This is a genomic window from Serratia plymuthica NBRC 102599 (assembly GCF_001590925.1).
Taxonomy (GTDB): Bacteria; Pseudomonadota; Gammaproteobacteria; order Enterobacterales; family Enterobacteriaceae; genus Serratia; species Serratia plymuthica.
Window position 1 is genome coordinate 43,693 of sequence record NZ_BCTU01000022.1, and the last position, 17,588, is coordinate 61,280.

Here is a 17,588-nt window from a genome sequence, read left to right on the forward strand (position 1 = left end):
ACCCGCAGCCAGGTATATCGGTGTCGCCCCGGTATGCTGAAAACTAACAAGCCTTAACACAGTGTCTCACCCAGATGCTGAAGAAAACGCCGTTATTAATAAGCTTTAATCATAAAAAAACTTTTTATATAACCACTATATCACGTAGCAGCTTCAAGTATAGATCCACGTCACACCATGATAACGATTATTTTGCATTGCTATCAACGCGAAACCCCGGCCCAGTGAAGGAAAAACGGCAAAAAATAGACCCGCTACCGTTCAGGCAACAAAAAACCAGCCACAAGGGCTGGTTTTTATTATTGCATTCAGGCTGCAAACTTACTTTTTGCCTTCAACCCATTTGCCGTCAACGTAGAAAGCGGACCACCCCGTGGCCTTACCGTCTTTCTCTGAAGAGACATACTGCTGTTTGGTTTTACGGCTGAAACGCACCATCGTTTTGTTGCCTTCGCCATCCGCTACCGGCGCATCCGCCAGGTAACGCAGTTTTTCCGGCAGACGATCCTTGAAACGGGCCAGCTCTTCTACCAGCGGCGCACGAGTCTCGCGCGATTTAGGGAAGGTGTTGGCCGCCAAGAACACGCCGGCTGCACCGTCGCGCAGAACAAAGTAAGCGTCTGACTTTTCGCACGGCAATTCCGGTAATGGAACCGGATCTTCCTTCGGCGGCGCAACATCGCCGTTACGCAGGATTTTACGGGTGTTTTTGCACGTCTCGTTGGTGCAGCCCATGTACTTACCGAAGCGCCCCATTTTCAGGTGCATTTCGGAACCACATTTGTCGCACTCAACTACCGGGCCGTCATACCCTTTCAGGCGGAATTCGCCCTCTTCGATTTCATAGCCGTCACACGCAGGGTTATTACCGCAGACGTGCAGCTTACGCTGGTTATCGATCAGGTAGCTGTCCATCGCCGTGCCGCATTTTTGGCAACGATGGCGGGCACGCAACGCGTTGGTTTCTGCATCATCCCCTTCGAGGATATTCAGCACTTCCGTTTCCGGCACCAGGTTAATGGTGGTTTTGCAGCGCTCCTTCGGCGGCAGCGCATAACCGGAACAACCGAGGAACACGCCGGTACTGGCGGTACGGATGCCCATTTTACGGCCGCAGGTCGGGCAATCGATGCTGGTCATGACCATCTGATTCGGACGCATACCGCCGTCTTCAGGATCTTTCTCCGCCGTTTCCAACTGTTCGCTGAACTCGGCAAAAAACTCATCCAGCACCGCTTTCCACTCGGCGTGGTTATTGGCTACCTGGTCAAGGCCGTCTTCCATGCGCGCTGTAAAGTCATAGTTCATCAGCTCACGGAAGTTTTCTTCCAGACGGTCAGTAACGATCTCACCCATTTTCTCGGCGTAGAAACGGCGGCTTTCGACCCGCACATAGCCACGGTCCTGAATGGTCGAGATGATCGACGCATAGGTCGATGGGCGGCCGATGCCGCGTTTTTCCAGCTCTTTCACCAGCGAGGCTTCGCTGTAACGCGCAGGCGGCTTGGTGAAGTGCTGGCTCGGGATCAGCTTTTGCAGTTCCAGATCGCTGCCTACTTCAACATACGGCAGGGTGCGGTCTTCATCACCCTTGCGCAGAGCAGGCATCACTTTGGTCCAGCCATCGAAACGCAACGTACGGCCTTTGGCACGCAGTTGATAATCGCCGGCCTTCACTGACAGCGTAGTGGAATCGTACTGCGCAGGCGTCATCTGACAGGCCACGAACTGGCGCCAGATCAGCTGATACAGCTTTTGCGCATCTGCTTCCATATCTTTCAACTGCTCGGCCAGCACGTTCACGTCCGACGGACGGATAGCTTCGTGCGCTTCCTGCGAGTTTTCTTTGCTGCTGTACTGGTTTGGCGCTTTCGGCAAGTACTTGTCACCGAAATTGTCGCCGATATAGCCACGCACCATGTTGAGCGCATCCTGGCTCAGGTTGGTGGAGTCAGTACGCATGTAGGTGATGTGGCCGGCTTCATACAGCCGCTGAGCCATCATCATGGTTTTCTTCACGCCAAAACTCAGACGGGTGCTGGCCGCCTGTTGCAGCGTAGAGGTAATGAAAGGCGCGCCCGGCTTGCTGCTGGTAGGTTTGTCTTCGCGATCCAGCACCGTATAACGGGCTTTCTCCAGCAGTTTGAGGGCGGCGTGGGTCTGCTCACGGTTAACCGGTTTGAATGGCTTGTCGTGGGCATGCGTCACTTCCATCTGCAGCGCGGTATCATTCTTCGCCAGCAGATCGGCGTGCAGTTCCCAGTACTCTTCCGGCACGAAGGCTTTGATGTCGCGTTCGCGCTCCACCACCAACCGTACCGCAACGGATTGCACGCGCCCAGCGGACAGGCCGCGGGCAATTTTCTTCCACAGCAGCGGCGATACCATGTAACCCACCACGCGGTCCATAAAGCGACGCGCCTGCTGTGCGTTAACACGATCGATATTCAACTCGCCCGGTTGTTTAAAAGCCTGTTGGATCGCGTTCTTGGTGATTTCGTTGAACACCACGCGGCTAAAGCGTTTGTCGTCACCGCCGATCACTTCCCGCAGGTGCCAGGCAATGGCTTCCCCTTCGCGGTCAAGGTCCGTTGCGAGATAAATGTGGTCGGCGTTTTCCGCTAACGATTTTAACTCTGCGACAACTTTTTCTTTACCTGGCAGAATTTCGTAATCCGCTTTCCAGCCATGGTAAGGATCGACGCCCATTCGATTTACCAGCGCCGTTTTCTCATCTTTTTTAACTTTCTTCTTGGCTTTGTCTTCGGTTGAGTCAGCGCTCTTTTTGCTGGCTGAGCCACTGGTCGGCAAATCACGGATATGACCGACGCTGGACTTCACCACGTAGTCATTACCTAAGTATTTATTAATAGTTTTGGCTTTTGCCGGGGACTCAACTATTACGAGAGCTTTACCCATATTTACCTTTACCTAAATTTGTTTCTTCTAAAAAGAAGTCTTTTATCTCGCCGTGCCGCAGCGATTCATATCTCTTTTTTATATTGCGGCAGTCTGGCAAGAGATCAACATGTTTTTTTCTTTTGGTTGCTTAACTGCTCAACCTGAACGCAAGTTGTTGATCCCGCCAGCTAATCACCCATGCCCCAGAAGTATGGCCGTGTGAGACTCATTCATGGCGTAAACAAAACCTTCCACCTGACGCCGCAAAATCCCACACTGTACCTGATAAAAAGCGTCACGCAACCTAATTAGCACGGAAACAGCGATTTCGCCAATCGACAGATACCGCTAGCCATCCAGACGGCAAATAAACCTTAGTCTGTTTGCGGATAAATGCGAACCGGCGTTAGAATACGCGCAGAATTTATGATTGGAGTGTAATAATGTGCACTAATACTACCCCCATTGGCCGTGAGGCTCTGTTGCAAGAAGCAAATAATATTATCCGACAACATGAAGATTATCTGCAGGGCATGGTGGCTAACGACGTTGAACAAAAAGGCAGCGTTTTAGTTTTCCGCGGCGAATTCTTTTTGGATCAGGATGGATTACCTACGGTAAAAACCACTGCTGTATTTAATATGTTTAAACATTTGGCCCACGTGCTTTCCGAAAAATATCATTTGGTCGATTAAGAAAAAAACGGGGGTTTTTAGCCCCCGTTATGTTTAATCAAAACGCTTAAAGCAACGGTTTTTCACCGCGCTGCCACCAGCGCAGCAGCAAACGGTCGACGCTTTCCGCAGCGCTGCCGGTAAATCGATCCATCAGACGTTTACGACGCGTATAGCGCACCCCGACCACTTCGTGATTTTCCATTTCGGCGATCAGCAGATCGTCACTGGTGCCAATCGCATCAATCAGCCCTTTCTCTTTCGCCTGAGAGCCAAACCAGTGCTCGCCGGTCGCCACGCTGTCGATATCCAGCGAAGGCCGTTGCTGGTGTACAAATTCTTTGAACAGTTCATGGGTTTCATTCAGATCTTCGCGGAATTTCTCACGCCCCTGTTCGGTGTTTTCCCCAAACAGCGTCAGCGTCCGTTTGAACTGGCCTGCCGTATGCAACTCCACATCAATATCGTTCTTTTTCAGCAGGCGATGGAAGTTGGGGATTTGCGCCACGACGCCGATAGAGCCGATGATGGCAAAGGGTGCCGCGACGATGCGATCCGCCACGCAGGCCATCATATAGCCGCCGCTGGCCGCCACCTTGTCTACCGCTACCGTCAGGCGGATGCCGCCGGTACGCAGACGCGCCAACTGTGACGACGCCAGACCATAACCATGCACTACCCCGCCCGGGCTTTCCAGCCGTAGCAGTACTTCGTCCTGCGGCGTTGCCACTGCCAACACCGCCGAGATTTCTTCGCGCAGCGAAGTCACTTCATGGGCATCCATGCTGCCTTTGAAGTCCAGGACATACAGGCAGGGTTTGGTTGCTTCAACGGCACCGGCTTTAGCGCGTTGTTTCTTCAGTTTATCGTCGGCTTTGGTCTGTTTTTTAAACTGTTTACTCCAGGCTTTTTGTTCCGCTTCACCCATACGCGCCAGGCGCATGTCGCGTTGCATCTCGCGATATTGCTCCCCGAGATCAGTCAGCTGAAGCTCACCTTTCTGACGGGTCTTACGTTGCCCAATGCTGACCGCCAGCAACGCCAGCGCAGCGATGGCAATCACTACCGTCGCGACTTTGGCCAGAAACAGGCCGTAAATAGATATAAACTCCACAGATTCCGCCTTTATTTACAGGTTGTTAGTATGATCTCGTTCATTCTAGCCAACCGACGCGGTGGCTGTCGCGGCTAAATAAAAATTCCTTGTGATGCCTCTTTACTATGTGGGCGCATTTTGACTTAACCAAGCCGGCGCTGTTCCATTTTTGTTACAAAAGAATGCCGATTCTGCTGCCTAATCATTGAAAATACGATCCATTTGAGGCATATAACACGGATTATTCATCAACATGATGAGCCAAATTCGCTGCGGGGCCCTGCATGCGGTCGAGCCTTTGCTCCCGCCTGGGTCTCTTAATCCACACCACTCCCCGATGCAAGCGGGAGACAGCCACCACGGCGCGAGGAATTATTGTGCATTACCAACCTAAACATGACCTGCTGGAACAAAGAATCATCCTGGTCACCGGTGCCGGTGACGGCATCGGACGCGAAGCCGCACTTACCTATGCCAAATTTGGCGCACAACTGGTGCTGCTGGGCCGTACCGAAAGCAAGCTACGGGCGGTACAAAGCGAGATCGCGCGGCTGGGCGGCGCACCCAGTTTCACCGTTACGCTGGATTTGCTGCACACCACGCAGGAACAGTGCAAACAGGTTGCGGATGATCTGGCCACCCAGATCCCGCGCCTCGACGGTGTTTTGCATAACGCCGGGCTGTTGGGGGATATCGCTCCAATGGCTGACTTGTCGATGGAGATGTGGCACGACGTCATGCAGGTCAACGTCAATGCAACCTTTATGCTCACCCAGGCGCTGCTGCCGCTGCTGCTGAAATCCAACTCGGGATCGCTGGTATTTACCAGTTCCAGCGTGGGTCGTACGGGCCGCGCCAACTGGGGCGCCTACGCGGTGTCCAAATTTGCCACGGAGGGCATGATGCAGGTGTTGGCCGAAGAATACAAAAGCCGCCATCTTCGGGTAAATTGCATCAATCCTGGCGGAACGCGCACTCAAATGCGCGCATCGGCCTTCCCGAACGAAGATAAAAACAAGCTGAAAACACCGGCGGATATTATGCCGCTTTACCTCTATTTAATGGGCGATGACAGCCGCCGAAAAACCGGCATGAGCTTCGATGCTCAACCCAATCGTAAACCCGGCGCCGCTGAATAAAGGAGGCTTTATCATGGCCGAAGACCGCCATCAACAACGTCAGCAGCGCCTGAAAGAACAGGTCGACGCTCGTATCGCCGCCGCCCAGCAAGTCCGCGGTTTAGTGCTGGTATTCACCGGTAACGGTAAAGGCAAAACTACCGCGGCGTTCGGCACAGTAACGCGCGCCGTCGGCCACGGTATGAAAGCCGCCGTTATTCAGTTCATCAAAGGCGAGTGGCCGAACGGGGAGAAAAACCTGCTACAGCAACACGGGGTAGAATTCCAGGTAATGGCAACCGGCTTTACCTGGGAAACCCAGAATAAAGCCGGCGATACCGCAGCCTGTCAGGCGGTATGGCAGCACGGCAAACGCATGCTCGCCGACAGCAGCCTGGATCTGGTGCTGTTGGATGAGCTGACCTATATGGTCAGTTACGGCTATCTTGAGCTGGATGAACTGCTGGAAGCGTTGCGGCAGCGCCCTGCGCACCAAACGGTCATTATCACCGGGCGTGGCTGCCATCGCGATCTGCTGGAGCTGGCGGATACGGTGACGGAAATGCGGCCGGTAAAACATGCGTTCGACGCAGGTATCATGGCGCAACAGGGCATTGACTGGTAACGAAAAGAAAACGCCGCAGCCCAGAGAGGGTTGCGGCGTAATGATTAGCTGCGCTTGCTTGGTTTGCCGGACTTGCTGCCTGGCGCGCTGCGGCGGCCGCTGCCCGCCACCTGGGTATGGCGTTTGACCGCACGACGGATCTGATTCGCTTTCACGCGGCGACGCTCGCGCTCCACCGGCATCTTGCTGACCGTTTCCGGCTTCAGCTCAACCAATTCGCGCAGATAGTTAATCGCCGGCAGTTCCAGCTCGGTCCAACCGCCACGCGGCAGGCCTTTAGGCAGATCGATATCGCCGTAACGTACGCGGATCAGGCGACTGACCTGCACGCCAACCGCTTCCCAAAGACGACGCACCTCACGGTTACGCCCTTCGGTCAGGGTCACGTTGTACCATTGGTTAATGCCTTCGCCGCCCTGGAAAGTGATGGTGCGGAAGGCGGCCGGGCCATCTTCCAACTGAACGCCCTTGCTCAGTTGCTTCACTTTTTCATCGTCAATCTGGCCAAAGACACGCACCGCATATTCGCGTTCGACTTCACGGCTAGGGTGCATCAGGCGGTTTGCCAGCTCACCGTCGGTGGTGAACAGCAGCAGGCCTGAGGTATTGACGTCCAGACGCCCCACCGCTACCCAGCGAGAGCCACGCAGCTTAGGCAGGCGATCAAACACCGTCGGACGGCCTTCAGGATCGCTACGGGTACAGAGTTCACCTTCCGGCTTGTAATAAGCCAGCACGCGGCAAACCGTTTCTTCGGATTCTTTAATTGAAAGTACGTGACCATCCAGACGAATTTTCATCGAGGCAGTCACTTCAACGCGGTCGCCCAGTTTGGCGACTTTACCGTCAACGCTGACGCGGCCGGCTTCAATTATGGTTTCGATTTCACGACGCGAACCATGGCCGGCGCGCGCTAAAACTTTTTGTAACTTTTCGCTCATTGAGCAACCTCTAGTGTCGCCTTCACAGGCGTCGGGGGGATGACCACTGCGGCGACAGGCACCACAGCAGTAACAATACGTTTACTTGGATCGAACCGCGCATTATACAGGCTTTCTATAGTGTTGGAACCCACTTTATTAGCAGACCGATTATCGAAATCTATTAGCCGCGGGCTCAGACCCGCATCAGGTTAAGCCAGGCAAAAGGTTAATCGCCAAGAAAGTTAACCACCGCCCGATACACTTCATCCGGCCGCTCGAGGATCCCCAGGTGCGTTCGGGCATGTTCCAGCCGCAAGACCGAGAAGAACGGATGGTCGGTAGCAAAAGCCTGCTGTTGCCTCAGATAATTTTCATCACGATCCAGCGAGTAAATATGCCTGCACGGGAGCGGCGAGCCAAGTTCGCTCAACCGGTTAAGCGGCGATTGGTATTGCCGATAAGCGTGTTCTATCGCCACGCCGGCGGCTTGCCAGAGGCGAAAGTCCTCACGGGCCATTTCAACGGTCAGATGATGCTTCACCGGCTGATGGTCAACCCCGCCTTGCCAGAAGGCAAACAGGGCATCGCGCGCCGCCAGCCATTGCTCTGGCCGTTGCATTTGCTGCACCGACTGGAAAAATGCCGGCGCGGGTTGCGTCATGATCCAATCGAGAAATACCAGGCCTTTGACCTGCTGCGGCATGAGCTCTGCCAAGGCAACGGCAATCCAACTGGCGTGTGCCACCGAAAGCGTCACAAAGCTTTCCACCTGCAGGGCAACCAGCAACTGATGGATGTCCGCCAGTAAGTCTTCGGCGCCAAGCGTAAGCGCGTCATCACAGGAAGACAGGCCATGCCCACGCCAGTCGAAGCTAATCACCCGGTATCGCTCACTCGCCAGCGCGCTGAAGGGGGAAAATACCGTTTTTGGCTCACACCAGCCGGGCAGCAAGACCAGCGTCAACGGGCCGGAACCGGCATCATGATAATCGAGGGAGTGGGTACCAAAGTGAAACGCTGTCATTTTACCTCCTGAAGCGTCATGTCCTCAAAGCGGTTAAGAGGGCTTGTGCGCAGGAAGTAAACTGACAGCGTTTGGCGATTTAATCTATTGAAGAACGTGCTAAAAAACGGGGAGCGCACCAAATGAAAATATACGCACCAAACGAACGGATTTAGTGCCTTTCACAAGGATAAGCCGCGGTTAACGCCAACATGATCACTGAAGGTGCAGAATAATGCAGCTGTTCCGGGTGTTCATTTAAATAATGCATTACCGCATCGGAAGCCATGCCTACGCTCATGCCGGCGTCCGGGCAAATATTGCGGTTACCCTGCATCGAATAGGTGTCAAAGACGCCGGCCACATAGCCCATGAACATTCCGCCATCGAGCGCTTCCGCAACGGTAGCAGCCCCATTTTTGTTTTTCACATAGCCGCCCGTTTCAGACAGCAAGGCGTTACCGGAATAAAAACCGGCATTGGCCACAGAGGAAAACAATAAGACCGCTAAAAGAGAACCCCGTTTAATCATCGCTATGCATCCTGCCTATTTTCAGTTTTTGATTGTGTAGAATAGCGGCTTTCACGATAAATGACGTCGTTTCAGCCACTTTTCAGAAAATGAGCAACCGCCGCAGCGATACAATCAACGGAAAGGCGTTATGTCGCCCGCACCTTCGCGCACCACTTCCGGCGCCGACTCAGTCAGATCAATCACCGTGGTCGGCTGCTGGCCCAGGAAACCGCCGTGGATCACCAGATCCACTTGCTTGCCCAGATGCTCGCTGATCTCTTCCGGATCGGACTCGGCGAAATCGTTGCCTGGTAACATCAGCGTGGTCGACATCATCGGCTCGTTCAGCACTTCCAACAGCGCCAGTGCAATCGGGTTCGAGGGTACACGCAGGCCGATGGTTTTGCGTTTGTCATTCATCAGGCGGCGTGGCACTTCTTTGGTCGCTTTCAGGATGAAGGTGTAGTTGCCGGGCGTGTTGTTTTTGATCAAACGGAATGCGGTATTGTCGACATAGGCGTAAGTCGAAAGCTCGGACAAATCGCGGCACATCAGAGTAAAGTTGTGGTTACCGTCCAACTGGCGAATACGGCAAATACGTTCCATCGCCGATTTTTCTTCCAGCTTGCAGCCCAGCGCATAACCGGAATCTGTCGGGTAGACAATCACTCCGCCCTTGCGCAGCACGTCCACCGCCTGGTTGACCAAACGCGGTTGAGGATTATCTGGATGAATATAAAAAAGCTGACTCATGACTTGCTCCTAAAATGATGCACGCGGGCGCATCCGCCCCCGTTAAATCAATATACTGCAGCCTGCTGCGGTTGCGGCCAGTCACGCCACACCGGCTCAACGCCACCGGGTAACCACAGTTTACGGCCCAGTTCGATCCACGCGCAGGGCTGATGAAAATCAGACCCCTGCGATGCCAGTAATTGATACTCTTGCGCATACTTCGCCAGTAGCGAACGCTCATGCGGTGCTTGCTGACACTGGGCCACTTCCATCGCGTCGCCGCCGTGTTCGGCAAAATGCGCAAACAGCCGCTTCAGCCATTTGGCCGTCAGATCGTAACGGCCCGGATGCGCTATCACCGCCTGCCCGCCAGATTGATGAATCACATCAATGGCTTGTTTTATTGTACACCACTGTGGCGGAACATAACCGGTTTTGCCCTTGGCCAGATATTTCTTGAACACCTGCGCCATGTTGTCGGCAATGCCGATCTGCACCAGATAACGCGCAAAGTGCCCACGCGTCACCGCCCCGCCGTCCGCCAATTTTTGCGCGCCTTCGAAGGCGTCATCGATGCGTGCTTTTGCCAGCCGTACGCCAATCTCCTGCGCACGCAGGTTGCGACGTTCAGTCTGTTCGGCCAATAACTGCACCATCGCCGGATGGGCGATATCAATCCCCAGGCCGACGATATGAATTTCGTGGTTTTCCCACAGCGTGGAGATTTCTACCCCATTCACCAGTTGCAACGGCAGCGACAACTCGGCAATAGTGGCGGCGGCCGCAGCCAGCCCATCGGTGGTGTCGTGATCGGTGATCGCCAATACGCCAACCCGCATTTCAACCGCCCGCTGCACCAGTTGCGCCGGTGTCAGGTAGCCGTCAGAGGCGGTGGTATGGCTGTGGAGGTCGTAAAGGGTAAACGCGGAAGGCTGGGGGTTGCTGTCTGTCAAAAGAAATATCCGGCAATGGCTTGGCCTTCTATCATACCCGCGATCGTCGGCCGGACGGAAATCTATTCTGGCCCGCTCACATTCGCCCTGATGAAAATAACTCACGTTTGCCGCTAAAACATTGTGTAAAAAGAGGGTTGACTTTATTCCTGCGAACCAGTTAACTAGTACACAAGTTCAGGGGTATCCCCTGGTTGGATGATAATCGAGAGAGCAAAGATATGAACAAGCAAACTTCTCTTCTTCGTTGGTGGCGTACTTCCCTTTCGCGGGCGGTGTAATCACGCATACCTGTCATCTGACACTGCAGATTCCCTAAGCCCGCTGGTAATGCGGGCTTTTTTATGGACAAAATCTAACTGGAACCACCCATGATGAACATCAAACCACAACTCACACTGCTGAAGGCGGAAACCCACTACCGGGGCGATCCGACGACCATTTTCCATCAGTTGTGCGGCGCGCGCCCGGCCACCCTGCTGCTGGAGTCTGCCGAAATAAACAGCAAGCAAAACCTGCAAAGCCTGCTGGTGATCGACAGCGCCCTGCGCATCACCGCGCTGGGCCGCAGCGTCACGCTGCAGGCACTGACCGCCAACGGTGCGGCGATGCTGCCGCTGCTCGATGAAGCATTGCCGGCGGAAGTGCAGATTCAGGTTCGCCCAAACGGCCGCGAACTGACCTTCCCGGTCATCGATGCGGTGCAGGATGAGGATGCCCGTCTGCGCTCACTGTCAGTGTTTGACGCACTGCGCACTCTGCTGACACTGGTTGACGCCCCGGCGGACGAACGTGAAGCGGTCATGCTCGGCGGCCTGTTTGCCTATGATCTGGTTGCCGGTTTCGAAGATCTGCCGGCGCTGCGCCAGGATCAACGTTGCCCGGACTTCTGCTTCTACCTGGCGGAAACCCTGCTGGTGCTGGACCACCAGCGCGGCGTGGCTCGCCTGCAGGCCAGCGTGTTTACCGCCGATGCGGCGGAAGAACAGCGCCTGCAACAGCGTCTTGAGCAGTTGCAGACCCAGTTGAAGCAGACCCCGCAACCCATTCCGCATCAGAAGCTGGAAAACATGCAGTTGAGCTGCAACCAGACCGATGAGGAATACAGCGCCGTGGTCAGCGGACTGCAGCAGGCCATTCGCCAGGGCGAGATTTTCCAGGTAGTGCCGTCACGCCGCTTCTCGCTGCCATGCCCAGCCCCGCTGGCGGCCTACCAAACCTTGAAAGACAGCAACCCAAGCCCTTACATGTTCTTTATGCAGGACGACGAGTTCACCCTGTTCGGCGCCTCTCCGGAAAGCGCATTGAAATACGACGCAAGCAACCGTCAGATCGAAATTTACCCTATTGCCGGTACCCGTCCGCGTGGCCGCCGCGCTGATGGCTCGCTGGATCTGGATCTCGACAGCCGCATCGAATTGGAAATGCGCACCGATCACAAAGAACTGGCCGAGCATCTGATGCTGGTCGATCTGGCGCGCAACGATCTGGCGCGCATCTGCCAGGCCGGTAGCCGCTACGTGGCGGACCTGACCAAAGTGGACCGTTACTCTTTCGTGATGCACCTGGTTTCCCGAGTGATCGGTACCTTGCGCGCCGACCTTGACGTGCTGCACGCCTACCAGGCTTGCATGAACATGGGGACCCTGAGCGGCGCCCCCAAGGTTCGCGCCATGCAGTTGATCGCTGCCTCTGAAGGCTCCCGCCGCGGCAGCTACGGCGGTGCTGTGGGGTATTTCACCGCCACCGGCGATCTGGATACCTGTATTGTCATCCGCTCCGCATATGTTGAAGACGGTATTGCCACCGTGCAAGCCGGCGCCGGCGTGGTGCTGGATTCTGTTCCTCAGGCGGAAGCCGATGAAACCCGTAATAAGGCACGTGCCGTGCTGCGTGCCATTGCCAGCGCGCACCAAGCCAAGGAGGTGTTCTGATGGCCGATATCTTACTGCTCGACAACGTCGATTCCTTTACCTATAACCTGGTCGATCAACTGCGTGCCAGCGGCCACCAGGTGGTGATTTACCGCAACCAGATCTCTGCGGACGTGATTATCGAGCGCCTGCAACAGTTGGAGCAACCGGTGTTGATGCTGTCACCGGGCCCAGGTACGCCATCCGAAGCCGGCTGCATGCCGGAGTTGCTGCAACGCCTGCGCGGCCAGTTACCGATTATCGGCATCTGCCTGGGGCACCAGGCGATTGTAGAGGCCTACGGTGGGCACGTCGGCCAGGCGGGCGAGATCCTGCACGGTAAAGCCTCGGCCATTAGCCACGATGGCGAAGGCATGTTTGCCGGTATGGTGAACCCGCTGCCGGTGGCTCGCTACCATTCACTGGTCGGCAGCAATATCCCGGCCGAACTCACCGTTAACGCTCGCTTCGGCGACATGGTGATGGCAGTACGTAATGACCGGCACCGCGTATGTGGTTTCCAATTCCATCCGGAATCGATCCTCACCACCCACGGCGCACGTTTGCTTGAGCAAACTCTGGCCTGGGCGCTGGCGAAATAATAAGGGAAACGACGATGCAACCTATTCTTGAAAAACTGTACCGCTCAGAATCAATGAGCCAAGAGGAAAGCCAGCAGTTGTTCAGCGCCATCGTGCGAGGCGAGCTGGAACCCAGCCAACTGGCAGCGGCACTGATCAGCATGAAAATCCGCGGAGAGCGCCCGGAAGAGATTGCCGGTGCCGCCAAGGCCCTGCTGGCCGACGCCCTGCCGTTCCCACGCCCGGATTATCCGTTTGCCGATATCGTCGGCACCGGCGGCGACGGCACCAACAGCATCAATATCTCTACCGCCAGCGCCTTTGTGGCGGCGGCATGCGGTGCCAAAGTGGCAAAACACGGTAACCGCAGCGTCTCCAGCCGTTCCGGTTCTTCGGACCTGTTGGCGGCATTCGGCATCCGCCTGGATCTGCCGGCGGAAGAGTCCCGCCAGGCGCTGGATGAACTGGGCGTGTGTTTCCTGTTTGCACCGCAATATCACACCGGTTTCCGCCATGCGATGCCGGTACGCCAACAGTTGAAAACCCGTACGGTATTTAACGTGCTCGGCCCGTTGATCAACCCGGCACGTCCACCGCTGGCGCTGATCGGCGTTTACAGCCCGGAGCTGGTGCTGCCGATAGCCCAAACTCTGCGTGTGCTGGGTTATCAGCGTGCCGCCGTGGTGCACGGCGGTGGCATGGACGAAGTGGCAATTCACACCGCGACCCACGTGGCGGAGCTGAACAACGGTGAGATTGAAAGCTACCAATTAACGCCAGAGTCCTTTGGCCTGCAACGCTACCCGCTGGAAGCCCTGCAGGGCGGATCGCCGGAAGAAAACCGTGACATTCTGGCACGGTTGTTACAAGGTAAAGGCGACCCGGCGCACGCCGCAGCGGTAGCGGCTAACGTGGCGCTGTTACTGAAGTTATTCGGGCATGAAGACCTGCGCCAAAACGCGCAGCAGGCACTGGACATGATTCACAGCGGGCAAGCTTACGAGCGCGTCACCGCACTGGCAGCAAGAGGATAAATGATGCAGGAAACCGTGCTCAACAAGATTGTTCGTGATAAAGCGCAATGGGTCGCAGCACGACAGCAACAACAACCACTGGCCAGCTTTCACAATGAAATCGTCCCAAGCGAACGCGGCTTTTATCATGCGCTGCAAGGGGCCAGAACGGCATTTATTCTTGAATGCAAAAAAGCGTCCCCTTCCAAAGGGTTGATCCGCGAAAACTTTGATCCGGTCGAAATCGCTTCGGTCTACAAGGATTTCGCTTCGGCCATCTCGGTACTGACCGATGAAAAGTACTTCCAGGGCAGTTTCGATTTCCTGCCGCTGGTCAGCAAGACGGTTACGCAGCCGGTGCTGTGCAAAGATTTTATTATCGACCCGTACCAGATCTACCTGGCGCGGTTCTATCAGGCCGATGCCATCCTGCTGATGTTGTCGGTGCTGGACGACGATCAATATCGCCAGTTGGCAGCCGTGGCGCACAGCCTGAACATGGGCGTGCTGACCGAAGTGATCAGCGAAGAAGAACTGCAGCGGGCAATCGCGCTCGAGGCACGCGTGGTCGGCATTAATAACCGTGACCTGCGCGACCTTAGCATTGATCTGGACCGTACCCGCCAACTCGCACCACGCGTGCCGCACGGGGTGACGGTGATCAGCGAATCCGGCATCAACAATTACGGCCAAATCCGCGAACTGAGCCACTTCGCCAACGGGTTCCTGATCGGCAGCGCACTGATGTCGGAAACCGACCTGCGCGCCGCCGTACGCCGGGTAACGCTGGGCGACAATAAAGTCTGCGGGCTGACCCGCCCACAAGATGCCGCAGCCGCTTATCAGGCCGGCGCGATCTACGGCGGGCTGATTTTTGTCGGGCGTTCACCGCGCTATGTCGACATCAACCGCGCCCGCGAAGTGATTGCCGGCGCGCCGTTGAAATACGTCGGCGTGTTCTGCGACGCGCAGGTGGAAACCCTGGTGCAAACCGTTGAACGCCTCGGTCTGAAGGCGGTACAGCTACACGGCGCGGAAGATCAAGCCTACATCGACGCCCTGCGCGCCAAACTGCCTGCCTCCTGCCAGATCTGGAAAGCGCTGAGCGTGAAAGACAGCTTGCCGGCACGTGATCTGCAGCACGTTGACCGCTATCTGCTGGATAACGGCGCCGGCGGCACCGGCCAGCGTTTCGACTGGTCGGTATTGCACGGCCAAAACCTGGGCAACGTGATGCTGGCGGGCGGTCTGAGCGCAGACAACTGCGTTGACGCAGCCAAACTCGGCTGTGCCGGGCTTGATTTTAACTCCGGCGTCGAGAGCGAGCCCGGGATTAAAGATCCTGCCCGCCTGGCGGCAGTGTTCAAGACCCTGCGCGCCTACTGAATGCGAACACAATTTAACGGATAATAACGGGAACTATAATGACGCTGCTTAACCCCTACTTCGGCGAATTTGGTGGCCAATATGTGCCACAGATTCTGATGCCGGCATTAAAACAACTGGAAGAGGCCTTCGTCAGCGCGCAGCGCGACCCTGAATTCCAGGCTGAGTTTATCGATCTGCTGAAAAACTACGCCGGCCGCCCGACGGCGCTGACGCTGTGCAAAAACCTCACCGCCGGCACCAAAACCAAGCTGTACCTGAAGCGTGAAGATTTGCTGCACGGCGGCGCGCACAAAACCAACCAGGTGCTGGGGCAAGCGTTGCTGGCCAAGCGCATGGGCAAAACCGAAATCATCGCCGAAACCGGTGCCGGCCAGCATGGCGTGGCCTCTGCTCTGGCCTGTGCATTGCTCGGCCTGAAATGCCGCATCTATATGGGCGCCAAAGATATTGAACGCCAGTCGCCGAACGTGTTCCGCATGCGCCTGATGGGTGCAGAAGTGATCCCGGTGCACAGCGGCTCCTCCACGCTGAAAGATGCCTGCAACGAAGCGCTGCGCGACTGGTCCGGCAGCTATGAAACCGCCCACTATATGCTGGGTACCGCAGCCGGCCCGCACCCGTACCCGACCATCGTGCGTGAGTTCCAGCGCATGATCGGCGAAGAAACCAAAGCGCAGATGCTGGAGCGTGAAGGCCGCCTGCCGGACGCAGTATTGGCGTGCGTCGGCGGCGGTTCTAACGCCATCGGCATGTTTGCCGACTTTATCGATGACGTCAGCGTTGGGCTGATCGGCGTGGAACCTGCCGGTCTCGGTATCGAAACCGGCCAACACGGTGCGCCGCTGAAGCACGGCCACGTCGGTATCTATTTCGGTATGAAAGCGCCGATGATGCAGACCTCCGAAGGCCAGATCGAGGAATCCTATTCCATTTCCGCCGGGCTGGACTTCCCGTCCGTCGGGCCGCAGCACGCCTATCTGAACAGCATTGGCCGTGCCGAATATGTGTCGATTACCGACGACGAAGCGCTGGATGCCTTCAAGGCTTTGTCGCGCAGCGAAGGCATTATCCCGGCGTTGGAGTCCTCCCACGCCCTGGCGCACGCGCTTAAAATGATCCGTGAAACGCCGCAGAAAGAACAGATCCTGGTGGTTAACCTGTCCGGCCGCGGCGACAAAGACATATTTACCGTTCACGACATACTGAAAGCTCGGGGAGAAATCTGATGGAACGTTATCAGCAACTGTTCAAACGTCTGGAAAGCAACAAGGAAGGCGCCTTCGTCCCGTTTGTCACCCTGGGCGATCCGAACCCGGCATTGTCGCTGCAGATTATCGATACTCTGGTTGAAGCCGGGGCAGATGCGCTGGAGCTGGGCATCCCGTTCTCCGATCCGCTGGCCGACGGCCCGACTATCCAGAGCGCTGCGCTGCGTGCCTTCGCCTCCGGCGTGACGCCGACCCAGTGTTTTGAAATGCTGGCCACCATTCGTCAGAAGCACCCGACCATTCCTATCGGCCTGCTGATGTACGCCAACCTGGTGTTTCATAAAGGCATCGATGCCTTTTACCAGCGTTGCGCCGAAGTCGGCGTGGATTCGGTGCTGATTGCCGATGTGCCATTTGAAGAGTCTGCGCCCTTCCGTGCCGCCGCTACCCGCCACGGCATCGCGCCTATCTTTATCTGCCCGCCAAACGCAGACGACGATTTGCTGCGTGAAATCTCTTCGCACGGACGGGGTTATACTTACCTGCTGTCCCGCGCAGGCGTTACCGGCACCGAAAGCCGCGCTCAATTGCCACTGCATCATCTGGTGAACAAACTGCGCGAATACCATGCCGCGCCACCGCTGCAGGGGTTCGGCATTTCCGAGCCTGCGCAGGTGCATGATGCGCTGCAGGCCGGTGCCGCCGGTGCGATCTCCGGTTCGGCGATCGTCAAAATTATCGAGCAAAATCAGGCGCAGCCGGCAGAAATGCTGACTCGGCTGGCGAACTTTGTTCGCGAAATGAAAGCCGCGACCCGAAGCTGATCCTCCCTGAGGCGGGCGTGATGGATCCGCGCCCGCCGATAACATCTTGTTTCCTCTCAGTGTTGTTCGATTTTTTTACATCTAAAATTTGAACAAACTCGCTTATTGACTCACACTT

14 protein-coding genes, 1 pseudogene and 1 other annotated feature are annotated in these 17,588 nt (G+C 56.1%); of the genes and pseudogenes, 8 read left to right on the forward strand and 7 right to left on the reverse strand.

The genetic code is table 11. The features are described 5' to 3' along the window. Positions 1-321: 321 nt before the first annotated feature. Positions 322-2,919, reverse strand: coding sequence for a type I DNA topoisomerase (gene topA, locus SPL01S_RS15580; protein WP_004945205.1), 2,598 nt, complete (start codon positions 2,917-2,919; stop codon positions 322-324). A gap of 425 nt (positions 2,920-3,344) precedes the next feature. On the opposite strand from topA, the gene SPL01S_RS15585 reads away from it, so the two are divergent. Then, positions 3,345-3,596: a YciN family protein gene (locus SPL01S_RS15585; RefSeq protein WP_063201068.1), complete on the forward strand. Its 252-nt coding sequence runs from the start codon at positions 3,345-3,347 to the stop codon at positions 3,594-3,596. A gap of 46 nt (positions 3,597-3,642) precedes the next feature. On the opposite strand, the gene sohB is transcribed toward SPL01S_RS15585, so the two are convergent. Then, the gene (sohB, locus tag SPL01S_RS15590) at positions 3,643-4,689 is read right to left on the reverse strand and encodes a protease SohB (protein WP_062871018.1); all 1,047 of its coding nucleotides are present in this window, start codon (positions 4,687-4,689) and stop codon (positions 3,643-3,645) included. Positions 4,690-5,048: 359 nt separating this feature from the next. Here sohB and SPL01S_RS15595 point away from each other — a divergent pair, with 359 nt between their 5' ends. Beyond that, the gene (locus SPL01S_RS15595; protein WP_063201071.1) at positions 5,049-5,810 is read left to right on the forward strand and encodes a YciK family oxidoreductase; all 762 of its coding nucleotides are present in this window, start codon (positions 5,049-5,051) and stop codon (positions 5,808-5,810) included. A 13-nt stretch (positions 5,811-5,823) separates the two neighbouring features. Then, complete coding sequence (cobO, locus tag SPL01S_RS15600) at positions 5,824-6,414, forward strand: cob(I)yrinic acid a,c-diamide adenosyltransferase (RefSeq protein WP_004945218.1); 591 nt, start codon at positions 5,824-5,826, stop codon at positions 6,412-6,414. Between the two features lie 44 nt (positions 6,415-6,458). Here the strand turns inward: cobO and rluB are convergent, their stop codons facing one another. The 5 genes from rluB to rnm form a co-directional block, all read right to left on the reverse strand. After that, positions 6,459-7,355, reverse strand: a complete 897-nt coding sequence (gene rluB / locus SPL01S_RS15605) for a 23S rRNA pseudouridine(2605) synthase RluB (RefSeq protein WP_004945221.1) — start codon at positions 7,353-7,355, stop codon at positions 6,459-6,461. A gap of 208 nt (positions 7,356-7,563) precedes the next feature. Next, the gene (locus tag SPL01S_RS15610; RefSeq protein WP_063201074.1) at positions 7,564-8,361 is read right to left on the reverse strand and encodes an alpha/beta fold hydrolase; all 798 of its coding nucleotides are present in this window, start codon (positions 8,359-8,361) and stop codon (positions 7,564-7,566) included. Positions 8,362-8,512: 151 nt separating this feature from the next. Then, on the reverse strand, positions 8,513-8,872 hold the full coding sequence (locus SPL01S_RS15615; RefSeq protein WP_004945227.1) for a Rap1a/Tai family immunity protein: 360 nt from the start codon (positions 8,870-8,872) through the stop codon (positions 8,513-8,515). Between the two features lie 114 nt (positions 8,873-8,986). Then, positions 8,987-9,607 (reverse strand): L-threonylcarbamoyladenylate synthase, encoded by a 621-nt coding sequence (locus SPL01S_RS15620; protein ID WP_063201078.1) that lies wholly within the window; start codon positions 9,605-9,607, stop codon positions 8,987-8,989. A 47-nt stretch (positions 9,608-9,654) separates the two neighbouring features. Next, a complete protein-coding gene (rnm, locus tag SPL01S_RS15625) occupies positions 9,655-10,542 on the reverse strand; it encodes an RNase RNM (RefSeq protein ID WP_020439146.1) in 888 nt (295 codons plus the stop codon). Positions 10,543-10,784: 242 nt separating this feature from the next. Further along, positions 10,785-10,888, forward strand: a sequence feature (Trp leader region). Between the two features lie 25 nt (positions 10,889-10,913). On the opposite strand from rnm, the gene SPL01S_RS15630 reads away from it, so the two are divergent. From SPL01S_RS15630 to trpA, 5 genes and pseudogenes are all read left to right on the forward strand, one after another. Then, a complete protein-coding gene (locus tag SPL01S_RS15630) occupies positions 10,914-12,476 on the forward strand; it encodes an anthranilate synthase component 1 (protein WP_062871021.1) in 1,563 nt (520 codons plus the stop codon). Next, positions 12,476-14,070: pseudogene (gene trpD / locus SPL01S_RS25730) on the forward strand (bifunctional anthranilate synthase glutamate amidotransferase component TrpG/anthranilate phosphoribosyltransferase TrpD). The gene SPL01S_RS15630 and the pseudogene trpD overlap by 1 nt, the downstream one beginning before the upstream one ends. A gap of 3 nt (positions 14,071-14,073) precedes the next feature. Beyond that, a complete protein-coding gene (trpCF, locus tag SPL01S_RS15645; RefSeq protein ID WP_174523961.1) occupies positions 14,074-15,435 on the forward strand; it encodes a bifunctional indole-3-glycerol-phosphate synthase TrpC/phosphoribosylanthranilate isomerase TrpF in 1,362 nt (453 codons plus the stop codon). A gap of 38 nt (positions 15,436-15,473) precedes the next feature. After that, a complete protein-coding gene (gene trpB, locus SPL01S_RS15650; protein WP_004945250.1) occupies positions 15,474-16,664 on the forward strand; it encodes a tryptophan synthase subunit beta in 1,191 nt (396 codons plus the stop codon). After that, positions 16,664-17,470: a tryptophan synthase subunit alpha gene (gene trpA / locus SPL01S_RS15655; protein WP_063201081.1), complete on the forward strand. Its 807-nt coding sequence runs from the start codon at positions 16,664-16,666 to the stop codon at positions 17,468-17,470. Before trpB ends, trpA begins: the two co-directional genes overlap by 1 nt. Positions 17,471-17,588 lie beyond the last annotated feature (118 nt).

Coding starts and splice junctions, on each gene's coding strand:
- SPL01S_RS15615 (WP_004945227.1), bottom strand. CDS start 8,872: ATGATTAAACGGGGTTCTCTTTTAGCGGTCTTATTGTTTTCCTCTGTG.
- trpA (WP_063201081.1), top strand. CDS start 16,664: ATGGAACGTTATCAGCAACTGTTCAAACGTCTGGAAAGCAACAAGGAA.
- SPL01S_RS15585 (WP_063201068.1), top strand. CDS start 3,345: ATGTGCACTAATACTACCCCCATTGGCCGTGAGGCTCTGTTGCAAGAA.
- trpCF (WP_174523961.1), top strand. CDS start 14,074: ATGCAGGAAACCGTGCTCAACAAGATTGTTCGTGATAAAGCGCAATGG.
- rluB (WP_004945221.1), bottom strand. CDS start 7,355: ATGAGCGAAAAGTTACAAAAAGTTTTAGCGCGCGCCGGCCATGGTTCG.
- SPL01S_RS15610 (WP_063201074.1), bottom strand. CDS start 8,361: ATGACAGCGTTTCACTTTGGTACCCACTCCCTCGATTATCATGATGCC.
- SPL01S_RS15630 (WP_062871021.1), top strand. CDS start 10,914: ATGATGAACATCAAACCACAACTCACACTGCTGAAGGCGGAAACCCAC.
- SPL01S_RS15620 (WP_063201078.1), bottom strand. CDS start 9,607: ATGAGTCAGCTTTTTTATATTCATCCAGATAATCCTCAACCGCGTTTG.
- topA (WP_004945205.1), bottom strand. CDS start 2,919: ATGGGTAAAGCTCTCGTAATAGTTGAGTCCCCGGCAAAAGCCAAAACT.
- trpB (WP_004945250.1), top strand. CDS start 15,474: ATGACGCTGCTTAACCCCTACTTCGGCGAATTTGGTGGCCAATATGTG.
- cobO (WP_004945218.1), top strand. CDS start 5,824: ATGGCCGAAGACCGCCATCAACAACGTCAGCAGCGCCTGAAAGAACAG.